Genomic DNA, 20,637 nt, shown 5'->3' with positions numbered 1-20,637 from the left:
GCTGCGCCGACAGCGTCAGCCGACCTGCGCCTCCTCGTGGACGGTGCCGTCGGCGGGCGATGCCGGGGAGGACCGACGCTCCCCCGACCTGTGGAAGGCACGGGTCACGAGCCACGCCCAGACCGGCGTGCAGACGACCGTGACGGCGAGACCCAGCGGGCTGCCGTCGCTCGCCTCGGTGCCCGCGAAGGGCGCCAGCAGCAGGAACAGGACGGTGTTGTTGAGCACGTGGCCGACGATGGCGGCCTCGAGCCCTCCCGTCCGCCAGGTCAGCCACGCCGCCGCGACCCCGAACACGGCGACGTCGAGCATTCCCCACGGGTTGTAGGCGTGCGACAGCGCGAACGCGGCCGTCGGCAGCACGATCGCGACCACGGGCCAGGCGATCCACGACCCGAGCGCCTGCATGGCGAAGCCGCGGAAGACGAACTCCTCGGCGGAGGCCTGCAGCGGCACGAGCAGCAGGATGACGAGCGCCGACCAGACGATCGTGGCCGGCGGCGTCGTCACGGGACCCGTGCCGATCGCCTGGCCCGTCAGCGGGGGCAGCACGAGGTAGCTGAGGCCGACCGTCAGCGTCATGAGCACGAGGGCGGCGGGCAGCGTGCGGGCCATCCAGCGCCAGCGGAGGCGGCCGGTGACGCTCGACAGCTGGCCGAGTCGTCCGAGGCCGGCGAGCTTCGTCGCGAGCAGGGCAGCAGGCAGCAGCGTCGCGATGGACGCGAGCGTCGTGAGCAGGACGAGCGGCTGGGAGGCGTCGAGCGGGTCGTCCTGGACGCCCTGCGCGACCGTCGAGGTGAGTTCCTGGCCGCCGACCGCCCGGAGGACCGCGAAGATCGCCAGCACGACCGCGTTCGCGAGCACCCAGTAGAGGACGGCGCCGATCACGGCGGCGAGCAGCGGCCGCCACCAGCGGTACGTCGGCAGCGCACGGAACAGCCGGTGGTACTCGACGGAGGCGGTGGTCACGCCCCCGAGGTTAACGCCGGCGGCCCGGCCGCACCTGTGCAGGTGCGACCGGCCCGCCGGGAGATGCCCGTGGGCTCAGTCGGTCGCCTCGGCGAGCAGCTCGCGACGGCGGCGGAGGCGCGTGGCCGTGAGCACGCCGGCTCCGGCGAGCATCAGGGCGAGCGCCGCCAGGAGGCCCGTCGTGGCCGCGTCCGAGCCGGTGAAGGCGAGGTCGCCCGCGGCCGCGGGGCGCGGGGTCGAGCTGGAGCCCGTGCCCGCGCCGGTGCCGGGACCCGCGCCGGGTGCGGCACCCGCGCCGGTGCCCGGGGTGCCGGGCGTGCCCGGGTCACCGTCGCCGGGGGTCGGGTCGACGACCACGGGGGCCGCGGCGGCGGCGAACACGATCGGCAGGTCGACCTCCGTGCCGGTGCCCGCCACCGCGAGGCGGAGCGAGCGCGTGACGGGGCCAGCCGTGGGGGCGATGATGCCCTCCGGGACGGTGAAGGTCAGGGTCGCGGTGCCCTGCTCGTCGCCCGAGTCGAGGTTCGTCGCGTCGATCGGTGCCGACGCGAGCTGCACGCCGTCGAGCGAGGCCGTGACCACGCCCGTCGCCTCGGGGGCGGCCTGGCTGAGCACGAGCGACGACAGCGTCATCGACACGACGTCGCCGGCAGCGAACCCGGCGGCGGGCGCGGGCGTCAGGCCTGCCACGCCGACGGACCGCGACGCGAAGTCGGGCTGGGACTGCTCGTCCTCAGGCTGGGCGGCGAAGTAGTCGAGCTGGCTCTGCAGGTCGACCTTGCCGCTGTCGGCGTGCGGGAGCCCGTTCGCGAAGGCCGTGAAGCCGTCGCCGCCCGACGCGAGGAAGGAGTTGACCGTCACCTTGTAGACCGCGGCGGGGTCGACGGGCGTGCCGTCGATCGACAGGGTGCGGATGCGTGCACCTGCGGGGGCCGTCGGGTCGTAGGTGTACGAGACGTTCGCCGACGTGCCGAGCTTGAGCGTGGTCGTCCGGGTGCTCGTCGGCCACTGCTGCTCGAGCGCGCGGCGGATGTCGTCGCCCGTCATGTCGACGACGACCAGGGTGTTCGCGAACGGCTGGACCGCAGCGGCGGCGCGGTAGGTGACGTCGCCGTCCGGACCGACGTACGTCAGGTCGGCGCGCAGGCCACCCGGGTTCATGAACGCGAGCTGCGCGCCGTTGGCCGTGGTCGTGGCGAGCTGGGCGTCGGCGACGAAGTTGCCGAGCGTGGACTCGCCGGCGCGGTTCTCGATGACGCCGCCGGACTGCCGGGCACGGTTGAACGAGTCGCCGATCGAGCCGATCACCTCACGCCCCCGCACCTCGGCCACGGCGACCGCGTCGGCCACGATCTTCGCGATGTCGGGGTTCGGGCCCGCCGGGTAGCCGAACAGCTTCTGCTGGGCGAGCAGGTTCGCGGTGACCGTGTCTCGCGGCGCACCCGTCGCCGCCGGGTCGACCGACAGCGTCAAGTGGCTGAGGAACGCGCCGTAGCTGCTGGTCTGGACCACAGGACGCGGGACGGTGCCGCCGTCGGGCACGACGGTGGTGTTGTACTGGGCGTGCGTGTGCGCCGACAGGATGGCCGAGACGTCGGGGCTGACGCCGCGGGCGATGCGCCCGAAGGCGGTGTCGCCCCCGATGGCCGCCGGGGTCGCGTCCGCGGCGCCCTCGTGGACGAGCAGCACGATGGCGTCGGCGCTGTCGGCGGCGACGATCTCCGCGGCCGCCGCGTTGACGGCCGGGACGATGGGCGTGAAGGTGAGCCCCTCGATCCCGTCCGGCGAGACGAGCGTCGGCATCGTCTCGGTGACGGCGCCGATGAAGGCGACGCGGACGCCGTTGGCCGTCGTCTTCACGACGTAGGGGTCGTACGCGTGCTCGGCACCGCGCATGATGTTCGCCGCGACGTAGGGGAAGTCGCTGAGGTCGTCGACCCGTCCGTCGAGGTCGTCCTGGCCCTGGTCGAACTCGTGGTTCCCCGTGGCCGAGACGTCGAGGCCGATCGAGTTGAGCGCCTCGATCGTCGGCTCGTCCTGCTGGATGAACGAGGTGAAGGTCGACGCTCCGATGTTGTCGCCCGACGACACGAAGAGCGTGCTCGGATTCGAGGCCCGCACCGCGTCCACGGCGCCCGCGAGCGAGACAGCGCCGCCGATCACCGTGTTGCGGCCCACGCCGTCGTCGGCTTCGATGCGGCCGTGGAAGTCGTTGATGCCGACGATGTCGACGGTGAGCGGGGCGGCCTGGGCGGCCGGGGCGGCGACGAGGACGCCGAGGCCCATCGTGGTGACGGCGACGAGCGAGAGGGCGGCGCGGCGACGTCGCCGGCCCCCGTTCTCGCGCTGGGGTGTGGCGGCGGGGCGGGGGCGCATGACGAGTGTGTCTCCTGGTGGGCTGCGGGGTGGGGGCCGGATCGGCCTCGACGGCCTGCCCCCCGGTCGAGGGACGGCCCCCACGACCATAAGATCCAGCTGGGAGTCCGACAAGGCCTCCCGCAGCTTCGTCATCCGTTGTTAACGCGACGGCCGTCTCGCGAGGCGACAGCTGTCGTCCTGGCTCGCCCCGCACCTCCTGGAGTCGCCGTGATCGCCGCCGTCATCGGCCTGCTGGCCGCCGCCTCCTACGGCTCGGCCGACTTCCTCGGCGGACTCGCGGCCCGCCGGATCGCCCCGCTGCGCGTCACGGCGATCGCCGCCGCGAGCGGGCTGGTGGTGCTCGCGCTGCTGCTGCTCGTCGTGCCCGGCACGGCCTCGACGGCGGCCGTCGGCTGGGGCCTGCTCAGCGGCGTCGCGGGAGCCGTCGCCCTCGCCCTGCTCTACGCCTGCCTCGCCCTCGGGCCCATGAGCATCCTCTCGCCCCTCACGGCGGTGGTCTCGGCGATCGTGCCGGTGGGGGTCGGACTGGCGCAGGGCTCCCGGCTGGGAGGCGCGGGCTGGGCCGGCATCGCGCTCGCCCTCGTCGCCGTGGTGCTCGTCGGGTTCGTGCCCGATCCGTCGGCTCCGCGACCGAGCGCGCGCGGGCTGCTGATGGCCCTGGGCGCCGGCGCGGGGATCGGGCTGGTGCTCGTGTTCCTCGACCGGACGCCGGACGACTCCGGGCTCGTGCCGCTCGTCGCCAACCGGTCGGCGAACCTCGTGCTGACGGGAGGGGCGGTGCTGCTGCTGCTTCTCGTCGCGCGGGTGCGGGGGCGCGCGCGGGCCGAGGAGCCGGGGCGCGCTCCGCTGCGGCAGCAGGGCGAAGGAGGCGCGGCGCCGGTCGCCGAGGCCGCCCCGCACCTCCTGCCCCTGCATCGCGCCCTGGGGCTGGCCCTCGCCTGCGGCGTCGCCGACAGCGGGGCGAACGTGCTGATCCTCGTGGGGCTGCGGGTCGGCGACCTCACCGTGATGAGCGTGCTGACCGCGCTCTACTCGGCGGCGACCGTCGTGCTCGCGGCCGTCGTGCTGCGCGAGCGGCTGACGAGGGCTCAGATCGGCGGGCTCGTGCTGGCCCTCGGCGCGGCGGCGCTGCTGGCGCTGGACTGAGCGTCGGCCGCACGGCGGGTGCCCGTCGGCCGCGCAGGCCTGCCGCTCGCCGAGGGCGCGACTCAGTCCGCGATGAGGCGCTTGCCGTAGACGACGACGTCGTCCGCCTCGTAGCCGAGGCTGCCCCACGTGGTCGCGGCGGCGTCGTTGCCGGACCGCACCATCAGCATCACCTTCGGGCAGCCGGCCTCCGTGAGGAGCCGCTCCGCCTCGGCGACGATCTGACGGGCGCGTCCGCCGCCGCGGTGCCCGGGCGCGACGGCGACGTACCAGAGCCAGCCGCGGTGGCCCTCGTGACCGGCCATGGCGGTCGCGACCACCACCTCCTCGGGGCTGCCGCCGCCGCCGGTGCCGTCGCTCTCGGCGACGCCGTCGCCGTCCGCGGCGCCCGGCTCGACGAGCTCGGTGCCGACGAGGAACAGCTCGGGCTGCACCGCGAGCTTGCGCTCGATGTCGCGGTGCGGGTCGTTCCAGGGGCGCGTGAGGCCACACTCGTGCCAGAGGGCGACGACGGCCTCGGTGTCGGCGGGGGCGAAGGGACGGATCTGCATCCGACGATGCTGGCACGGACGGGAGGAGGGACGGCCCAGGGGGCCCGGGCATACTGTGTCGCGTCCGTCCGCCGTCAGAGAGGTGCCCGATTTGTCCGCTGCTCCCCGCCGCCTGGCCGTGCTCGGCTCGCCGATCGCCCACTCCCTGTCGCCCGCCCTCCACCGGGCGGCCTACGCGGAGCTCGGGCTCGACTGGCACTACGACCGCGCGGAGGTCGCCTCGGGCGAGCTCGAGCAGTTCCTGGCCGGGACCACCGGCGGCACCGGCACCGGCGACACCGGCGACCGACCCTGGCGCGGACTGAGCCTCACGATGCCGCTCAAGCGCGAGGTCCTCCCCCTGCTCGACACGGTCTCGCCGCTCGCCCTGTCGCTCGGCGTGGCCAACACGGTCGTCATCGACGACGACGGACGCCGCCACGGCCACAACACCGACGTCGACGGCATCGTCCGCACGGTCGAGGCGCACCACGACGCGCGCCCCGAGAGCGCGACGATCCTCGGTGGCGGGGCCACCGCCTCCTCGGCCATGTGGGCCGCGTGGCAGCTCGGAGCCCGCTCGTTCTCGGTGCACCTGCGGAACCCCATGCGTGCCGGCGAGCTGACCTCGCTGGCCAGCGAGCTGGGCGGCGACATCAGCATCGCGCCCCTGACCGAGCTCGGCACGCTGGCTCCGCTCGACTTCGTCATCAGCACCCTGCCCGGCGGGGTCGCCGACGACCTCCCGCTGCGTCCGCGGAGCGGGTCGTCGATCCTGTTCGACGTCGCCTACGAGCCGTGGCCGACCCGCGTCGCGTCGACCTGGTCGGCCGACGGCGGCATCGCGTTCAGCGGGCTCGACATGCTGTTCGAGCAGGCGGTGTCGCAGGTGCGCCTCTTCACCGGACGAGCGCAGGAGGAGCGGCTCGACGACGAGGACCGCGTGCGCGCCGCCATGCGCGCCGCGGTCGGCCTGCCGGAGACGGGCTCGACCGCGGCGACGGCCGCGACCGCGGCGAGCACTGCGGACGCCGCCATCGTCTCCGCCGCCACGACGACCTCGCCGGTGGCCTGACGTGCGCCCGACGCCCCAGCCCGCGACGCTGCGGTCGCTCGTGCTCGGCGACGGCCGGCCCGCGGTGTGCGTTCCCCTGATCGCCCGGACCGCCTCGGCGCTCGGCGAGGCTGCCGGCCAGCTGACCCGCGCCTCCTACGACCTCGTCGAGCTGCGGGTCGACCACCTCACGGCCGTCGACGACGCCGAGAAGGTCCGCGAGGCGGTCGCGGCCGTCCGGGCCGCGCTGCCCGACGACGTCCCCGTGCTGTTCACGTTCCGCACGAAGCAGGAGGGCGGCGACCGCGACATCACGCCCGAGGAGTACGGCGACCTGCTCACCCGCACGATCCGCGACGGGGGCGTCGACGCGGTCGACGTCGAGATGTTCACGCAGCCCGACATCCGGGAGGCGGTGGTCGAGACCGCGCACCACGCCGGCGTCGTCGTCGTCATGTCGTCGCACGACTTCGCGGGCACGCCGCCGCGGGCCGAGATCCTCTCGCGCCTGCTGCAGCAGCAGGAGCACGGCGCCGACGTCGTGAAGCTCGCCGCGATGCCCGCGAGCCCGGCCGACGTGCTCACCCTGCTCGCGGCGACGGACGACTTCCGGTCGGGCCCCGGCCTCGTGCCGGCGATCACCATGTCGATGGGCCCGCTCGGCGCGGCGTCCCGGCTCGTCGGCGAGACCTTCGGGTCGTGCCTCACGTTCGCCGCGGCGACGGCGGACGGGGCGAGCGCGCCCGGGCAGCTCGACGCGGCGGGCGTGCGCTCGGCGTTGGAGCTGCTGCACGGAGCGACGACGCCCGAGGCGTGAGCCGCGCGCGGGCTGCGGGCTGCGGGCTGCGGGCTGCGGGGGCTGAGGCCGGGGACGGGGCGGGCTGCGCACCGTGGGCTCCGACGGACCCGGCCCTGTGTCCCACACCGGGAAACACGAGCGACGGACGTCGCTGAACAGGGACTCCAGGGCCGGGTACCCGCCGAAGTGAGTTGAGGATACCGCGAGGACGCGGCCCGGCGGGAGGAGGTCTCCCGACGTACTTGTGCGACGGTCGTCGCCCCCGTGGCGCCGTCTGCCCCCGTGCACGCCCGAAGAAGGGGTGACGCAGGAGGCGCGGCGTCGGTACCGTGGCCCACCGCGGTGGACACTCCCCCGCTCGACGAAGGAGACACCATGAGCATCGGCGGCGGAATCGCCTTGATCGTGATCGGCGCGATCCTCGCGTACGCCCTGGACTTCCAGGTCGCGGGCATCGACATCATGCTGATCGGCTACATCCTCATCGCGGCGGGCGTCCTCGTGACGATCCTCGGCATCGTGTTCGCGACGCGTCGTCGCCGCACCGTGACCGAGGCGCGCACGGCCGTCGACCCGGCCAGCGGCGAGCAGGTCACGCGTCGCTCGACGCAGGACGGCGGCGGCCCGGTCGTCTGACCGGCTCTGCCGACACGCACCCTCCCGGGGTCGATGAACATCCACGGGCGGGTTCGTCCCGGGCGGGCGCTCACGAGCGCCCGGTCGCGACGGACCCGCCCGTCCCTGTGCGCCGGGCTCGGGCTCAGGCTCGGGCGCAGCCAGCCGCGGTCAGGNGGTGCGCAGCACCGACGAGCCGTCCGGCTGCCGTCGCACCTCGATGCGGTCGGCGATGCGCTGCTTGAGCTCGTCGACGTGGCTGACGATGCCGATCACGCGACCCGTGTCGGACAGGCGCCCGAGCTCGGTCATCACCGCGTCGAGGGTCTCGGGGTCGAGCGAGCCGAAGCCCTCGTCGACGAAGAGGGTGCCGAGCTCGAGCCCGCCGGCCTCGGCCTGCACGACGTCGGCGAGCCCGAGCGCCAGGCTGAGCGACGCGTAGAAGGTCTCGCCGCCCGAGAAGCTCGCGGGGTCGCGTGTCGTGTCGGTCGCGTGGTCGCGGATCGCGAGGGCGAGGCCCACCCGACGCGATCGTGACCGCTGCTCGCGCTCGTCCGACGCCTCCAGCGCGTACCGGCCGCTCGACATGACGCCGAGCCGGGCGTTGGCCGCGGCGACCACGTCGTCGAAGCGTCGCAGCAGCACGTAGGTGCCGAGGGTCACGCCCTTGACGTTGACGGAGCCGGTCGCGCTGGCGAGGTCGGCCATCCGCACGACGGCCCGGGCCTCGTCGGCGACCTCGGCCCCGGCCCGCTGCGCACGTCGGAGGTCGTCGAGGGCCGCCGCCGACGCGGTCGCCCGTGCGGCACGCCGGGTCGCGAGCTCGGCTGCCCCGGCGAGGGCGGCCTCGGCCGCGGCCAGCGACTCGACGGCGGAGTCGACGTCGACCTCCTCGTCGCCGGACAGACCGGCGACCTCGGGCTCGGCCAGCCCGGAGGCGACGACGGCGAGGTCGGCCTCGTGCCGTCCGACCCGGGTGCGCAGCGCGTCACGCTCGGGCGCCGGCAGCACGGCGCGCGCCGCGGCCGCGGCGTCGTCGAAGCCCGACTCGGCGAGGGCAGCGGCCAGCTCTGCCGCGCGTTGGGCTCGCGCGTCGACGGCGGTCCCGTGGGCGTCGACGGCGCGCAGGAGGCGCTCGGCGGCCTCGGCGCGGGCCCGACGCTCGGCGACGATGCCGGCGACGGACTCGCCTGCCCCCGCCAGCGCGGCCCCGACCACGGCCGCGTCGTCGTCGAGTCGCCGCTGCTCGCCGACGAGACGCTCGGCCAGGGTCGCGTGCTCGGTCAGGACCACGGCGAGAGCCGACCGGCGACGCTCGGTGTCGGCGTCGAACGCGACGAGCGCGCGCTCGGCCGCCGCGAGGACCTGCTCGGCGGCCACGGCCTCGCGCACCAGCAGCCGGGCAGCGTCGACCACCACCCGGGCAGCGTCGACATCGAGGCCGTCGAGAGCCGTGCGCGCGTCGTCATGTCGGGCCTCGGCGGCGGAGGCGAGCTCGGCCGCGCGGCGCTGCGCGTCCTGCGCCGACCGGGCACGAGCGGCGGCGAGGTCGGCGTCGTCGTCGCTCGGGTGCTCGGGGGTGAGGGCAGCCGGGGCCGGGTGCTCGACGGAGCCGCAGACCGGGCAGGGCTCACCCGCCGAGAGCGTCGTCGCGAGCTGGCCCGCGAGCCCGGCGATCTGGCGGAGGCGCAGGGCCGACTCGGCCTCGACGGCCGAGACCGCGTCGCGGCTGGCGGACGCGAGCGCCGTCGCGGCCTGCTCCGCGTCCCGCTCGAGGACCGCGACGCGGTCGAGGGCGGCGGCCTGCTGCTCGGCGGTCGCCAGCGCCTGTTCGGCCGCGGGGCGGCCTCCTGCTCGACGGGCGGCATCGTCGCGCTCGGCCTCGAGCACCTCGCGGGCCTCGGGCCGACCGGCGAGCTCGGCGTCGGCGGCAGCACGGGCCTCGTCGAGTGCGGACAGTCGCGCCTGGGTCGACTCGACGGCGGTTCGCCGCGCCGGCAGCGCCGCCTCGACCTTGGCCGTCTCGGCGAGCAGGGCCAGCTCGGACCGGAGCCGGTCGCGCTCGGCCACCAGCGCGGCCGCGTCGGGGTCGAGGTCGGGGGCGGGGGCGGCATCGGCATCGGGGGCGGGGGCGGCGGCGGGGGCGGCGGGCACGCTCGAGGCTTCAGCGGCGGCGGCGGCGTCGGGTCGAGCGTCGGCACCAGCGGCGCCGGCAGCGGCTACCCCGGCTGCGGAGGCCGCGCGCGCAGCCCGGGCGAGCTCGTCCGCCGTCGCACGGACCGCCTCCTCAGCTCTGGCTGCACCTCGGGCTGCTCCCGTGACGAGGTCGGCACGGGCGGCAGCGTCGAGGTCGTCACGCGCCTCGTGGACGGCCGGCTCGGCGGCCTCGAGCTGGGCGGCGCGGACGAGCAGCGCGGCCCGACGGTCGAGGGCCTCACGGAGCCGACGTCGTGCGTCGAGGGTCGACCTCAGCTCGTCGCGACGGGCTGCCCGCCGGTCACGGAGCGACTGCGCCGTGGCGGCCGCCGCCACGAGGTCGGCGAGGACCGCGTCCGGGTCGGAGTCGGGCCCGGCGTCCAGTCGCGCGGCGAGGTCACGGACGACGACGATCGCGGCGTCGGCGTCGGCGTCGGACGCCCCGTCACCCTGGGTTGCGTCGCCGTCGAGCGCGGAGCCACCCTGTGCGGGCTCGTCATGAGCGCCCCCGAGCTCGTCGTCGCTGCCGACGCCGGCGGCCTCGCGCAGGCGCGCCCAGCCGAGCTCGACGGCGTGGTCGGCGGCGGCCACCTCGGTGTTCGCCGAACGCCGAGCCTCGACGAGCTGCGCCGTCGTCGCCTCGTAGATCTCGGTGCCGAAGAGCGACTGGAGCATCGTGCGACGCTCCTCTCCCGTCGAGCGGAGGAACGCGGCGAACTCGCCCTGGGGCAGCACGACCGTCTGCACGAACTGCTGGCGCGTCAGGCCGAGGATGCGTCCGATCTCGCCACCCACCTCCTGCGTGCTGGTCGAGACCGGCTCGCCGCCGGTCGCGTCGGGAGACGTCAGGCGGACGAGGGTCGCCGTGGCGTTCGCCGGGGTCGTGCCCGTGCCGGTCTTCTTCGGCCGCCGCCAGGCCGGGGTGCGCCTCACCCGGTGGATGCCCGCGGCGGTCTCGAAGACGAGCTCGACGAACGGCTCGACGTCGGGGGCGGCGTGGTGGCTGCGCAGCCGGTCGCGGCTCGCACCCTCGCCGGCCAGCGACCCGTACAGCGCGAAGACGATGGCATCGATCACCGTCGACTTGCCCGCGCCCGTCGGCCCTTCGAGCAGGAAGGTGCCGGACGCGCCCAGCTCGGCGAAGTCGACCGTGTGCTCGCCCGCGTACGGCCCGATGGCGCGGAGGGTGAGGCGGTGCAGGTTCACGCGGACTCCTCGGCGCTGCGGGCGGTCTCGTAGGCGTGCCGCACGGCCGCGAGCTCGGCGTCGGTCGCGGCGCCGCCCGAGGCGAAGGCGACGAAGTCGGCGGCCACCTCGAGCGGATCGGTCTCGGCAGTCACGAGGCGGAGTGCGGGGGCGTCGACGGCGCCGACCGGCTCGTGCAGCACGACGAGCGCGTGCGGGAAGTGCGCCTTGACCCGGCTGTACAGGCGCTCGGGATGGACCGGGTCGGTCACGTGCACGCGCAGCCACGCGTCGCGCAGGCCGTCGTGTCGGCCGTCGAGCAGGTGCTCGAGGGTGTCGGTCACCTCCGCGAGCCGGCGCGGGACGGGAGCAGGCACGAGCTCGACCGTCGCGCCTCCCCCAGCGTCGAGGTCGACGAGCGCGGTCGACTTGACGTGCCCGAGCTCGCCGAACGAGAAGGCCACGGGCGAGCCCGAGTACCGGATCACGGGTCGCTCGCCGCGGGACGCGCCGATGCGCTGGGCGCCGTGGAGGTGCCCCAGGGCCACGTAGTCGACGCCGTCGAGCACGGCCGAGGGCACCGAGTCGACCCCGCCGACCCGGATGTCGCGCTCGCTCTCGCTGGCCTCGCCCCCGCTGACGAAGGCGTGCGCGACGACGACCGAACGGGTGCCGGGGCGCGAGGCGAGGTCGGCGCGCACCCTGTCCATCGCGGCCGCGACGACGGCCTCGTGCGACCTCGGCAACGGCAGGCGCTCGGCGGCGGGGCCGGGCCCCGCATCGGCACCGAGGCTCGCATCCTCGCCGGCACCCGCACCGACACCCAGCGCCAGCGTGTGCCGGACCGTGTCGGGGTCCAGGTACGGCAGCCCGTAGAACGCGACCGGCCCGTGCTCGTCGGCGACGACGACGGGCCGGTCGAGGGCCTCGACCGAGGCGAGCACGTGCAGTCCCGGCCGCATCAGCTCGGCCGCGAAGCCGAGCCGCACGGCGCTGTCGTGGTTGCCCGGGGTCACGATGACGACGGCGTGATCGCTCAGGCGCCGCAGGGCCGAGCCGAGGAGGCGGACGCTCGGCACCGAGGGGACGGCCCGGTCGTACACGTCGCCCGCCACCACGACGACGTCGACGTCGCGCTCGGCCACGAGCGAGACGAGGTGGTCGACGAACGCGGCCTGGTGCTCGAGCAGGTCGACCCCGTGCAGGGTGCGCCCGAGGTGCCAGTCGCTGGTGTGCAGGATGCGCACGGTCGCCCTCTCGTCGTGGTCGGTGTGGCCGTGACGGCCGTCGTCAGATCGCCGTCACTGTATCGGCGGCCGCCGACACCGCCGACACCGCAGGGACGCTCGCTGGGACATCGGCACTCGCCCGGCACCGTTCCCGTACCCTCGAGCGCATGTCCGACGACGCCGGCACCTGGGTCGAGTTCGCCGACGCCCCCAAGCAGCGGGCGTTCCTCCGGGGGATGCGGACAGCGTTGCCGATCGCGGTGCTCGTCGGCACGGCGAGCGCCTTCTTCTCGAAGTCGGGCGAGTCGCCGTTCCAGACCTGGGGCCTGATCACGGTGCCGATCTGGTTCGTCGGCTGGAGCACGGCGGCCGCGATCACCTGGAACGTCGTGCTGCGCCTCTCACGACCGTTCGCGGTCGACGTCGTGGGGAAGCGCCTCCGGATCCGCGGCCGGGTGCTCGCGTTCGAGCAGGTCGACTCGGCCGAGCTCAGGCCCCTGTCGAACGACGACGCCTCGGGGCTGCTGCTGAGGTTCGGGCAGGAGAAGGGACGCAAGGCGTCCGTCCTGCTGCGGGACCGCGCCGAGCCCGTCCTCGACGACGAGCGGCGAGAGCTGCTGCTCGCCGTGATCCGCGGCTCGCGGATCGCCCGGCCAGTCAGCCCGCACGATCCGACCGGCGCGTTCGGCCGCTACAACTTCCCCGGCACGCTCGACCGCGAGGGCGCCGAGCAGGTCGTCCTGCAGCCGCCGGCCCCGGGCGAGCACGCGCCCTGACCCGTGCGCGCAGGAGGCGGGCGGGCGGTCACGACCCGCGCCTCCTACCCTGGGGGTGCGTCCTCTTGGCGAGCGACGTCGGCGTCCGCGCCGCCACTCCCCCGGAGGCACCACCGTGACAGACCTCGACATCACCGCCCTGCGCGAGCGCATCGAGCAGCGGCGCGAGGCGATGGTCGCCGACCTGGTCACCTACGCGTCGCTCGAGACGCCCTCCGACGACGTCGACCTGCTCGCCCGCGGCCTCGAGTGGATCGAGCACTGGCTCGGCCGCACCGTGGGCCCGCCCGCCGAGCGCCGCGTCCACGTCGTCGAGGGCTACGGCGACACCGTCACCCTCGAGTACCCGTCGCCCACCGGCTCGGCCGAGTGGGTCTCGGCGCTCTGCCACTACGACACCGTCTGGTCCGAGGGCACCCTCGCCGAGTGGCCCGTCACGATCGACGGCGACCACATGACCGGCCCCGGGGTCTTCGACATGAAGTCGGGGCTGATCCAGCTCGGGCACGCGATCGCCGCCTCCGACGCCCTGGGGCTGCCCCGGCCGGGCGTCCGGCTGCTGCTCAACGGCGACGAGGAGATCGGCAGCCTCGCGTCGCGCACCGCCATCGAGGCCGAGGTATCCCGAGGAGGCGCGGTGCTCGTCTTCGAGTCCGCTGCGGAGGGCGCCGTCAAGACCGCCCGCAAGGGCGTCGGCATCTTCGAGGTCGAGACGTTCGGCGTCGAGGTGCACGCCGGTCTGCACCCGCGCTCGGGCGCGAGCGCCGTCGACGAGATGGCCCGGATCATCCTGCAGCTGCACGGCGCCGCCGACATCGACGCGGGCACCTCGCTCAACGTCGGCATCGTGCAGGGCGGCACCCGCACCAACGTCCGCGCCGGCCACGCCCGCGCCTCGGTCGACGTGCGGGTCACGTCGGCGGACGAGGCCGCGCGGGTCGAGGCCATCTTCGCCGCCCTCGCGCCGCACGACCCGGTCGCCCGCGTCGAGGTGGCCGGCGGCTGGAACCGGCCGCCGATGGAGCGCACGGAGGCGACGGCCGCGCTCTACGGACGCGCCGCCGCCGTGGCCGACTCGCTCGGCTTCGAGCTGCGCGAGGTGTCGGTGGGCGGCGCCAGCGACGGCAACTTCGCCGCGGCGCTCGGCTGCGCGGTGCTCGACGGCGTCGGCGGGGTCGGCGGCGGCGCCCACGCCCGCCACGAGTGGATCAGCCTCGGCGGCATGGTCGAGCGCACCGAGTTCGTCTCGGCGCTGTTCGTCGAGCTGGCGTAGGCACTCGCCGGGCACGCGGGCAGCGTGATCGGATCGTGACCGGGCAGGCGGCCCCGTCATCCTCGGGGAGGACGGTGCGCCTCCTCGTGCTCGCTACCGTGGGCGCAGGCACCCGTACCGACGGGCGCACGGCACCGCAGACGACAGCAGGGGGAACGCCATGACGAACCGACGACACAGCACGACGCTGGGGGCCGCCGCCTTCGTGGCCGCCACGCTGATCGGGCTCACCGGGTGCGCCGGCGGCGCGTCCGGCGACGACGTCACGGCGGGGCCGACCGAGACCGTGGCCGTCCCGACCCCGACGGAGACGCCGGGCGAGACGTCGTCGCCCACGGCAGAGCCGACGGAGCCCGCCGAGACGGAGACCGCCGCGCCCGTCGTGACCATCCCGACCGACTGCACCCAGATCGTCGACGGGGCCACCTACGCCGCCACGTTCGGCAGCACCCCGCTCAACCCGGTCGAGTTCCCGCGTCGTGACGGCACCGCCAGGGGCTCACGGACGGCGACCGTCCCCGAGGCCGGAGCGCAGCCGTTCCAGATCGTCGACGCCGCCGCCGAGCTCGACTGCTTCTGGCGCGACCCCGCCGCCGACATCACCGGCATCGGCGTGATCCTCGGCCGTCTCGACCAGCCGACCGCCGCCTCCTTGCTCGATCAGGTCACCGCTGCGGGCGCCACCTGCGAGGACGCGCACGGCGGCCAGCTCTGCCAGCAGCCGATCGAGGTCGAGCAGTACCCGGTCGAGGCGGCTCACACCTGGTTCGTCCGGGGCGACCTCTACATCGCCGTCGAGCAGTACAACGTGCCCACGAACGACCTGATCGGCTCGATGCTCGCGCACCTCGAGAGCTGACCCTTCGCGACGAACCGCGTTCCGTTCAGAGAACCCTCGAGCAACGGGGTTCTCTGAACGGAACGCGGTTCGAAGCGGTGCAGCTCGGCGCGGCTACAGCACGCTCTTCGGCACGCGGTGCAGCGTCACCGCGCCGACCGCCGCGAACGGGTGCAGCGGGTCGGGCGCGACCGACCCCGTCGGCCCGCCCAGCCGGGAGTGCCCGACCGCGCTGAGCACGGCGTAGGCGTCTCCCCGCGACCAGCCGTGGTCGTCGACGAGGAACGCGAACGCGTCCTCGTAGCCCCGCCGGACGCTCTCCTGCACGGGGTCGCCGAGGCCGACGAAGATCCAGTCGTCGGCCGTCTCGATCCGCGGCGCCCGGAGCCCGAGGCCCTTCACGAGGTCGATCGAGACGACCGCGGTGCCCTGCGCCTCGATCGCCACGAACGACGACTCGCCCTCGGCCATGATCGCGTGCACGTCGCCGATCGAGAGGTACGCGCCCTCGATCATCACCGGCAGGTAGACGGTCGAGCCGATCGTGTTCTCGGTGACGTCCATGTTGCCGCCCTGCGGGTACGCCGGCATGATCGTCGAGTTCTCGCCCTCGGCGGGTGCGGTGCCCATGCAGCCGATCATCGGCCGCGCCGCGAAGGTGTGCCGCGACGTCACGTGCACCCCGTCGGCGTCGATCGGCACGCGCCGGGTGAACATCTCGTCGCCCATCACGTGCTGCAGCGCTCCTGAGCCGGGCAGACTGACCGACCAGCCGCGGTCGACCAGCCGGATGTCGTGCACCGTCACGGCGAGGGCGTCGCCGGGCATCGCTCCCTCGACGTACACCGGCCCGGTGACCGGGTTGATCGGCACCGACAGCTGCGCGAGGTCGTGGTGCCCGTGCAGCTCGGCATAGACCGCGTCGCTCGTCTCGAAGCCGATCGTCTCGCCGGTGCCCGGCGTGATCCGCAGCACCGGCTCGACGGAGGCGGTGAAGCCGGGGCGGCCGAGCTCGTTGCCGAGGAAGTGGTCGATGCCGACGAGCTGCCCCGAGGAGGCGGGGGCCGCCTCGCCGAGATCGTCACGACCGCCCGAGAGGGCCGGGTCGTTCAGGTCGCCGCCGCTCACGCGTCGTGCCGCTCGGAGTCGGTGGCCGGGGTCGACGCGACCGCGGCGTCGTCGGCGCCCTGTCCCAGGGTCGGGGCGGCGCCTCCTCGGCTGCGGTAGTACAGGAACACGCCCGCGCCGAGCACGAGCCAGATCAGCCCGCCGATCTTCGCCTCGGGGGCCGCGTTGACGAGCACGTAGCCGATGATCAGGAACCCGACCACGGGCACGACGAGGTGCAGCAGCCAGTTGCGCGACTTCTTCTTGACGACGTAGTGCACGACGACCGAGACGTGCAGCAGCATGAAGCCGAACAGCGCGCCGAAGTTCACCAGCGACGCGATCACGTTGATCTGCCCGACGAAGAACAGAACGAGCACGGCCGACAGCGCCGAGACGACGAGGATCGCGGCCTGCGGCACCTTGCGCGTGTTGATCTTCGAGAGGAACGCGGGCAGCTGCTTGTCCCGGCTCATCGAGAACAAGAGGCGCGAGGTCGCGGCCTGCGCCGCCATCGCGTTCGCGATGCCCACCGCGAGCACGTTCACGACGAAGAACGCCGTCGCCCAGCCGCTGTTCGACGCGGCCCTGACCAGGTCGAAGAACGCGTTGCCGGCCTCGCCCTCGGGGAACGAGTCCCGGCCCCCCGCCAGCGCGCTCGCCAGCCAGGTCTGCAGCACGAAGCAGAACGCCACGATGAACAGGGCGATGATCATCGCCTTGCCCGCGCCTCCTCGCTTGCCGGTGCTCTCCTCCGAGAGGGTCGAGATGCCGTCGAAGCCCAGGAAGCTCAGCACCGCGATCGACAGCGCCGAGGCGATGAGGGGCGCGGTGACCTTGCTGGAGTCCCAGATCGGGTCGGTCGTGAACTCCGCGCCGGGGATGGTGCCGTTGTTCAGCGCGACCACGGCGATGATGACGAAGATCGCGATGAAGACGACCTCGATCGCGAGGAACACGCGGTTCATCATCTTGATCGAGCTGATGCCGAGCAGGTTCACCGCGGTGTTGATCGCGACGAAGATCAGCGCCCACATCCAGCGGGCGCTGCCCGGGAAGATGCCGATCATCGACTCGGCCGCGAACACGTAGAGCAGCGTCGGCACGAGCAGGTAGTCGAGCAGGATCGCCCAGCCGGCGAAGAACCCGGCGATCGGGTGGATGCCCCGGCCGACGTACGAGAAGACCGAGCCGGCGAGCGGGATCGACTTGGCCATCTGCGCATAGGCGAGCGCCGTGAAGATCATCGCGACGAGGCCCACGAGGTAGACCAGGGGCACCATGCCCGACGACGCGTTGTAGACGGTGCCGAAGATCGCCCACGGCGCGATGGGCACCATGAAGATCAGGCCGTAGATGAGCAGGTCGACGGTCGAGACCGACCGCTTCAGCTCCTGCTTGTAGCCGTACTGCTCGAGCTGCTGCTGGTTGCTCAGCTCGGGTGACGCGGTCTTCTCGGACATGGTGTCTCTTCTCGGGTCGAGGCGGGTGAACGACGAGGAGGTGCGGTGGGGGTGGTTCAGGACTCGTGCGCCGCGAAGAACGCCGCGACGACGCGGCGGAACTCCTCGGGCTGCTCGAGGTGGCTGCAGTGGCTGGCTCCGGCGAAGACGTGCGAGCGGACGTCGGCGATGCCGTCGACGAAGGGCTGCCAGGTGGCGGGCGTCGCCTCGTCGTGCTCGCCGGCCACGACGAGGGTCGGGGCGGACACGCGCGGCAGCCGGTCGACGATGCTCCAGTCGCGCATCGTGCCGATGACGTGGAACTCGTTCGGCCCGTTCATCGTGTGGTAGACCGTCGGCTCGGCCTCCATCTGCTCCTCGCTGTCGACGAAGTCCTGGGGCATCGGGACCACACGGCAGACGTGGCGCTCGTAGAAGACCTGCGTCGCGGCGAGGTACTCGGGGTCGGTGGTGGTGCCGGCGTCCTCGTGACGCTGCAGCGCCTCCTGCGTGTCGGTCGGCAGCTGGGCCCGCAGCTCGGCCGCGCCCTCGACCCAGAGCTGCATCGAGGCGGGCGAGTTGCAGATCGCGAGGCTGGCGAGCCCCGCGGGCTGCCGCACCGCGATCTCGGCGCCGAGCATGCCGCCCCACGACTGGCCGAGCACGTGGAAGCGCTCGAGGCCGAGGTGCGCCACGACGGCGTCGAACTCGGCGACGAAGAGCGCCGGGGTCCAGGTCTCGACGGGGGCGCCGGGGCGGTGGCTGCTGCGGCCGCAGCCGAACTGGTCGTAGTGGACGACCGTGCGGCCGGTCTCGTCGGCGAGCGCCGCGAGGTTCCGCAGGTAGTCGTGCGCCATGCCGGGGCCGCCGTGCAGCACGACGAGGGGCAGGGCGCCCGCGCGCGGCTCGTCGGGCGTGGTCACCTGGAGCCAGGTGTGGCCGTCACGGAAGGGGAGGACGTCGGCGGTGCTCGTGGACATGCGAGAGAGCATGCACCCGGAAAGGTCTCGTGCCAAGACCTTTGTTCGTGACTTAACGTGGACGTAACAACGGACGCAGGCAGGGGCAGGGCGGATGACGACGAGCGAGACGACCGCCTCCGGCGCCCTCGACGCGCCGCTCGAGCCGACCACCCGGGCCGACGACATCACCGACCGCCTCGTCACCGCGATCGCGACCGGCGAGTACCTGCCCGGCCAGCGCCTCCCCGCCGAGCGCGAGCTCGCGACCTCGCTGCGCGTCGGTCGCATGACCGTGCGGCAGGCTCTCGCGCGGCTCGTCGAGCAGGGGCTGATCGAGACGCAGCGCGGGCGCGGGGGCGGGTCGTTCGTGCTCGCGCAGGACTCCCGCCCCGAGCAGGACGCCCGGTCGACGTCCGCCGTCGCGCAGCGCACCCTCGCCGCCCGGTGGTCGGACCTCAGCGACACGAGCGCGGCCATCGGCCGCTTGCACGGCACCGTCGCGGAGGCGGCGGCCGAGAACCGAACGGACGCCGACGTCGCCCTGCTGCGCGACCGGCTCGAGGCCTACCGCTCCGCCGACTCGGGGCTCGCCTCGCAGAAGGCCGACGAGCTGCTGCACGTCGCGATCGCCGAGGCCGCCCACAACGCCGTCCTGCGCGACGTCCTGTTCGAGCTGGAGGCGCGGGTCAGCATCGCCGCGCCGGCCCACCCCTGGGGCGGTCGGGACGGCATGCGCGAGATGGAGCTGCGCGCGCTCGCCGAGCACGAGGCGATCGTCGACGCGATCAGCGCGGGGCGGGCACGTGAGGCGGCGTCACTCGCTCGGGCGCACGTCGGCATCGACCTCGAGCTGCTCGAGCGCGTGGTGCGCGGCGGCGGCAGCGGCGCTGGCAGCGCCTGATCTCGTGCTGTGGTCGCATCACGACCCGTTCCGCCTCGCGAGAGGCCCAGGGCCGGTCTTCTCTCGCCTCGAACCGCGTTCCGAACCATGAACGGGGATAGAACGCGGTTCATCGTTCGGAACGCGGTTCATCGCGCCTGCGCGGAGGGGGACGCGGTCGTCAGGGCGTCGGCGCAGGAGCCCAGCCGAGCTCGGGCCCGAGGTGCTCGGCGAGGTCCGTGAGGATCTGCGCGTAGTCGTCCGGCTCGAGGGAGAAGGGCAGCGCGAAGGCGACCTCGTCGACCGCCTGGTAGGCCGGGTCGGCGTGCAGCGCGTCGGCGATCTCGGCCGAGGTGCCGACCAGGTCGGCGGCGAACAGCAGCTGTCCCGGGCCCTGCGGCACGCCTACCCGTCCTGCGCGCGACTCGGCGTACGCGGCGTAGCGGGCGCGCTGCTCCGGGGTCGCCGAGTCGGTCGGCACGACGACGAGGCCCTGTGACACCCGGGCGGAGGCGCCGGCCGGGTGGGCGTCGCGGTACGCGTCGATCTGGGCGCGCTGGTTCGTCGCGAAGTCCGTGCCCTGCTCGGCCTTCGTGACGCTCGACGCCAGCAGGTGGAACCCGTGCTCGCCGGCCCAGACCGCCGACCGGGTGCTGCCGACGCCACACCAGAGCCGGTCGACGAGGCCGGGGCTGTGCGGCTGCACGACGTCGCTGAACTCCTCGATGCCGCGGCGGCCCGGCGAGGCGCTGACGACGTCGCCGCGGACGAGGTCGCGGAGGCGCAGGAGGCGGTCGGGGCCGAGGTCCTCCTGGTCGAGGGTGTCGGGGTAGATCGCGTCGCGGTAGAGGTCGAAGTTCATCGGCGTGCCCGTCGAGAAGCCGGGGTTGAGGCGGCCGCCGAGCAGCACGTCGACCGTGCCGAGGTCCTCCGCCAGGCGGAACGGGTTCTCGGCGCCGATCGGCGTGACGGCGGTGCCGAGCTCGATGCGGCTGGTGCGCTGCGACGCGGCCGCCATGATCGCGACGGGGGACGAGATGCCGGGCTGCAGGTGCCGGTGCCGCAGCCAGGCGCTGTCGAGGCCGAGCTGCTCGCCGCGCTCGATGACGCGCAGCGTGTCCTCGTGGCCGCCGGCCGGGGACGCAGGGTCGAACGACCCGATCGTGAGGAAGCCGAGGCGCTGCAGCGGGGAACCGTGTACGGGCATGTCCCGAGTCTCGCAGGGGCGGCCGCGCCACGCGCGTCGTCACGCCGGGG

17 protein-coding genes are annotated in these 20,637 nt (G+C 74.2%); 8 read left to right on the top strand and 9 right to left on the bottom strand.

Annotation, left to right across the window (positions count from 1 at the left end):
• Nucleotides 1–15 precede the first annotated feature (15 nt).
• Both IFT90_RS17580 and IFT90_RS11660 read right to left on the bottom strand, forming a co-directional pair.
• Nucleotides 16–969: a CPBP family intramembrane glutamic endopeptidase gene (locus tag IFT90_RS17580; protein WP_192042404.1), complete on the bottom strand. Its 954-nt coding sequence runs from the start codon at nt 967–969 to the stop codon at nt 16–18.
• 75 nt (nt 970–1,044) lie between these two features.
• Entirely contained in the window at nt 1,045–3,345 is a 2,301-nt protein-coding gene (locus IFT90_RS11660) for a bifunctional UDP-sugar hydrolase/5'-nucleotidase (RefSeq protein ID WP_192042403.1), read from the bottom strand.
• Nucleotides 3,346–3,555: 210 nt separating this feature from the next.
• On the opposite strand from IFT90_RS11660, the gene IFT90_RS11655 reads away from it, so the two are divergent.
• Nucleotides 3,556–4,494 (top strand): EamA family transporter, encoded by a 939-nt coding sequence (locus tag IFT90_RS11655; protein WP_192042402.1) that lies wholly within the window; start codon nt 3,556–3,558, stop codon nt 4,492–4,494.
• Between the two features lie 62 nt (nt 4,495–4,556).
• On the opposite strand, the gene IFT90_RS11650 is transcribed toward IFT90_RS11655, so the two are convergent.
• Nucleotides 4,557–5,045, bottom strand: coding sequence for a GNAT family N-acetyltransferase (locus IFT90_RS11650; RefSeq protein WP_192042401.1), 489 nt, complete (start codon nt 5,043–5,045; stop codon nt 4,557–4,559).
• A gap of 82 nt (nt 5,046–5,127) precedes the next feature.
• Here IFT90_RS11650 and IFT90_RS11645 point away from each other — a divergent pair, with 82 nt between their 5' ends.
• The 3 genes from IFT90_RS11645 to IFT90_RS11635 all read left to right on the top strand — a co-directional run bounded on the left by IFT90_RS11645 (nt 5,128) and on the right by IFT90_RS11635 (nt 7,513).
• On the top strand, nt 5,128–6,099 hold the full coding sequence (locus IFT90_RS11645) for a shikimate dehydrogenase (protein WP_371812295.1): 972 nt from the start codon (nt 5,128–5,130) through the stop codon (nt 6,097–6,099).
• Between the two features lies 1 nt (nt 6,100).
• Nucleotides 6,101–6,895 carry a type I 3-dehydroquinate dehydratase gene (gene aroD / locus IFT90_RS11640; protein ID WP_192042399.1) on the top strand — a complete coding sequence of 265 codons (795 nt, stop codon included), beginning with the start codon at nt 6,101–6,103 and terminating at the stop codon, nt 6,893–6,895.
• A 357-nt stretch (nt 6,896–7,252) separates the two neighbouring features.
• Nucleotides 7,253–7,513 carry a DUF6458 family protein gene (locus tag IFT90_RS11635; protein ID WP_123547128.1) on the top strand — a complete coding sequence of 87 codons (261 nt, stop codon included), beginning with the start codon at nt 7,253–7,255 and terminating at the stop codon, nt 7,511–7,513.
• Nucleotides 7,514–7,669: 156 nt separating this feature from the next.
• Here the strand turns inward: IFT90_RS11635 and IFT90_RS17310 are convergent.
• Together IFT90_RS17310 and IFT90_RS11625 are read right to left on the bottom strand one after the other, a co-directional pair.
• Nucleotides 7,670–10,894 (bottom strand): AAA family ATPase (locus tag IFT90_RS17310; RefSeq protein WP_192042574.1); only part of this gene is annotated, 3,225 nt, incomplete at its 3' end.
• On the bottom strand, nt 10,891–12,120 hold the full coding sequence (locus IFT90_RS11625) for an exonuclease SbcCD subunit D C-terminal domain-containing protein (protein ID WP_192042398.1): 1,230 nt from the start codon (nt 12,118–12,120) through the stop codon (nt 10,891–10,893). The genes IFT90_RS17310 and IFT90_RS11625, both read right to left, overlap by 4 nt.
• A 149-nt stretch (nt 12,121–12,269) precedes the next feature.
• On the opposite strand from IFT90_RS11625, the gene IFT90_RS11620 reads away from it, so the two are divergent.
• The 3 genes from IFT90_RS11620 to IFT90_RS11610 all read left to right on the top strand — a co-directional run bounded on the left by IFT90_RS11620 (nt 12,270) and on the right by IFT90_RS11610 (nt 15,010).
• Entirely contained in the window at nt 12,270–12,878 is a 609-nt protein-coding gene (locus IFT90_RS11620; RefSeq protein WP_192042397.1) for a hypothetical protein, read from the top strand.
• Nucleotides 12,879–12,993: 115 nt separating this feature from the next.
• A complete protein-coding gene (locus tag IFT90_RS11615; RefSeq protein ID WP_199861849.1) occupies nt 12,994–14,151 on the top strand; it encodes a M20/M25/M40 family metallo-hydrolase in 1,158 nt (385 codons plus the stop codon).
• A gap of 160 nt (nt 14,152–14,311) precedes the next feature.
• On the top strand, nt 14,312–15,010 hold the full coding sequence (locus tag IFT90_RS11610) for a hypothetical protein (protein ID WP_192042396.1): 699 nt from the start codon (nt 14,312–14,314) through the stop codon (nt 15,008–15,010).
• 93 nt (nt 15,011–15,103) lie between these two features.
• Here the strand turns inward: IFT90_RS11610 and IFT90_RS11605 are convergent, their stop codons facing one another.
• From IFT90_RS11605 to IFT90_RS11595, 3 genes are read right to left on the bottom strand one after another with little or no spacing between them, the layout of a single operon-like run.
• Nucleotides 15,104–16,117, bottom strand: coding sequence for an acetamidase/formamidase family protein (locus IFT90_RS11605; protein ID WP_371812294.1), 1,014 nt, complete (start codon nt 16,115–16,117; stop codon nt 15,104–15,106).
• Complete coding sequence (locus tag IFT90_RS11600) at nt 16,114–17,559, bottom strand: APC family permease (RefSeq protein WP_192042395.1); 1,446 nt, start codon at nt 17,557–17,559, stop codon at nt 16,114–16,116. Before IFT90_RS11600 ends, IFT90_RS11605 begins: the two co-directional genes overlap by 4 nt.
• Nucleotides 17,560–17,615: 56 nt before the next feature.
• The gene (locus tag IFT90_RS11595; protein WP_244644935.1) at nt 17,616–18,518 is read right to left on the bottom strand and encodes a proline iminopeptidase-family hydrolase; all 903 of its coding nucleotides are present in this window, start codon (nt 18,516–18,518) and stop codon (nt 17,616–17,618) included.
• A 94-nt stretch (nt 18,519–18,612) separates the two neighbouring features.
• On the opposite strand from IFT90_RS11595, the gene IFT90_RS11590 reads away from it, so the two are divergent.
• Nucleotides 18,613–19,401 (top strand): FadR/GntR family transcriptional regulator, encoded by a 789-nt coding sequence (locus IFT90_RS11590; protein WP_192042393.1) that lies wholly within the window; start codon nt 18,613–18,615, stop codon nt 19,399–19,401.
• A gap of 160 nt (nt 19,402–19,561) precedes the next feature.
• Here IFT90_RS11590 and IFT90_RS11585 read toward each other — a convergent pair whose 3' ends face one another.
• Nucleotides 19,562–20,587 (bottom strand): LLM class flavin-dependent oxidoreductase, encoded by a 1,026-nt coding sequence (locus IFT90_RS11585; RefSeq protein WP_192042392.1) that lies wholly within the window; start codon nt 20,585–20,587, stop codon nt 19,562–19,564.
• Between the last annotated feature and the right edge of the window lie 50 nt (nt 20,588–20,637).

The organism is Frigoribacterium sp. CFBP 8766 (assembly GCF_014841435.1).
Classification (GTDB): domain Bacteria; phylum Actinomycetota; class Actinomycetes; order Actinomycetales; family Microbacteriaceae; genus Frigoribacterium.
The sequence above is the reverse complement of the archived record's forward strand: the minus strand, read 5'-3'. Positions and strand labels throughout refer to the sequence as shown.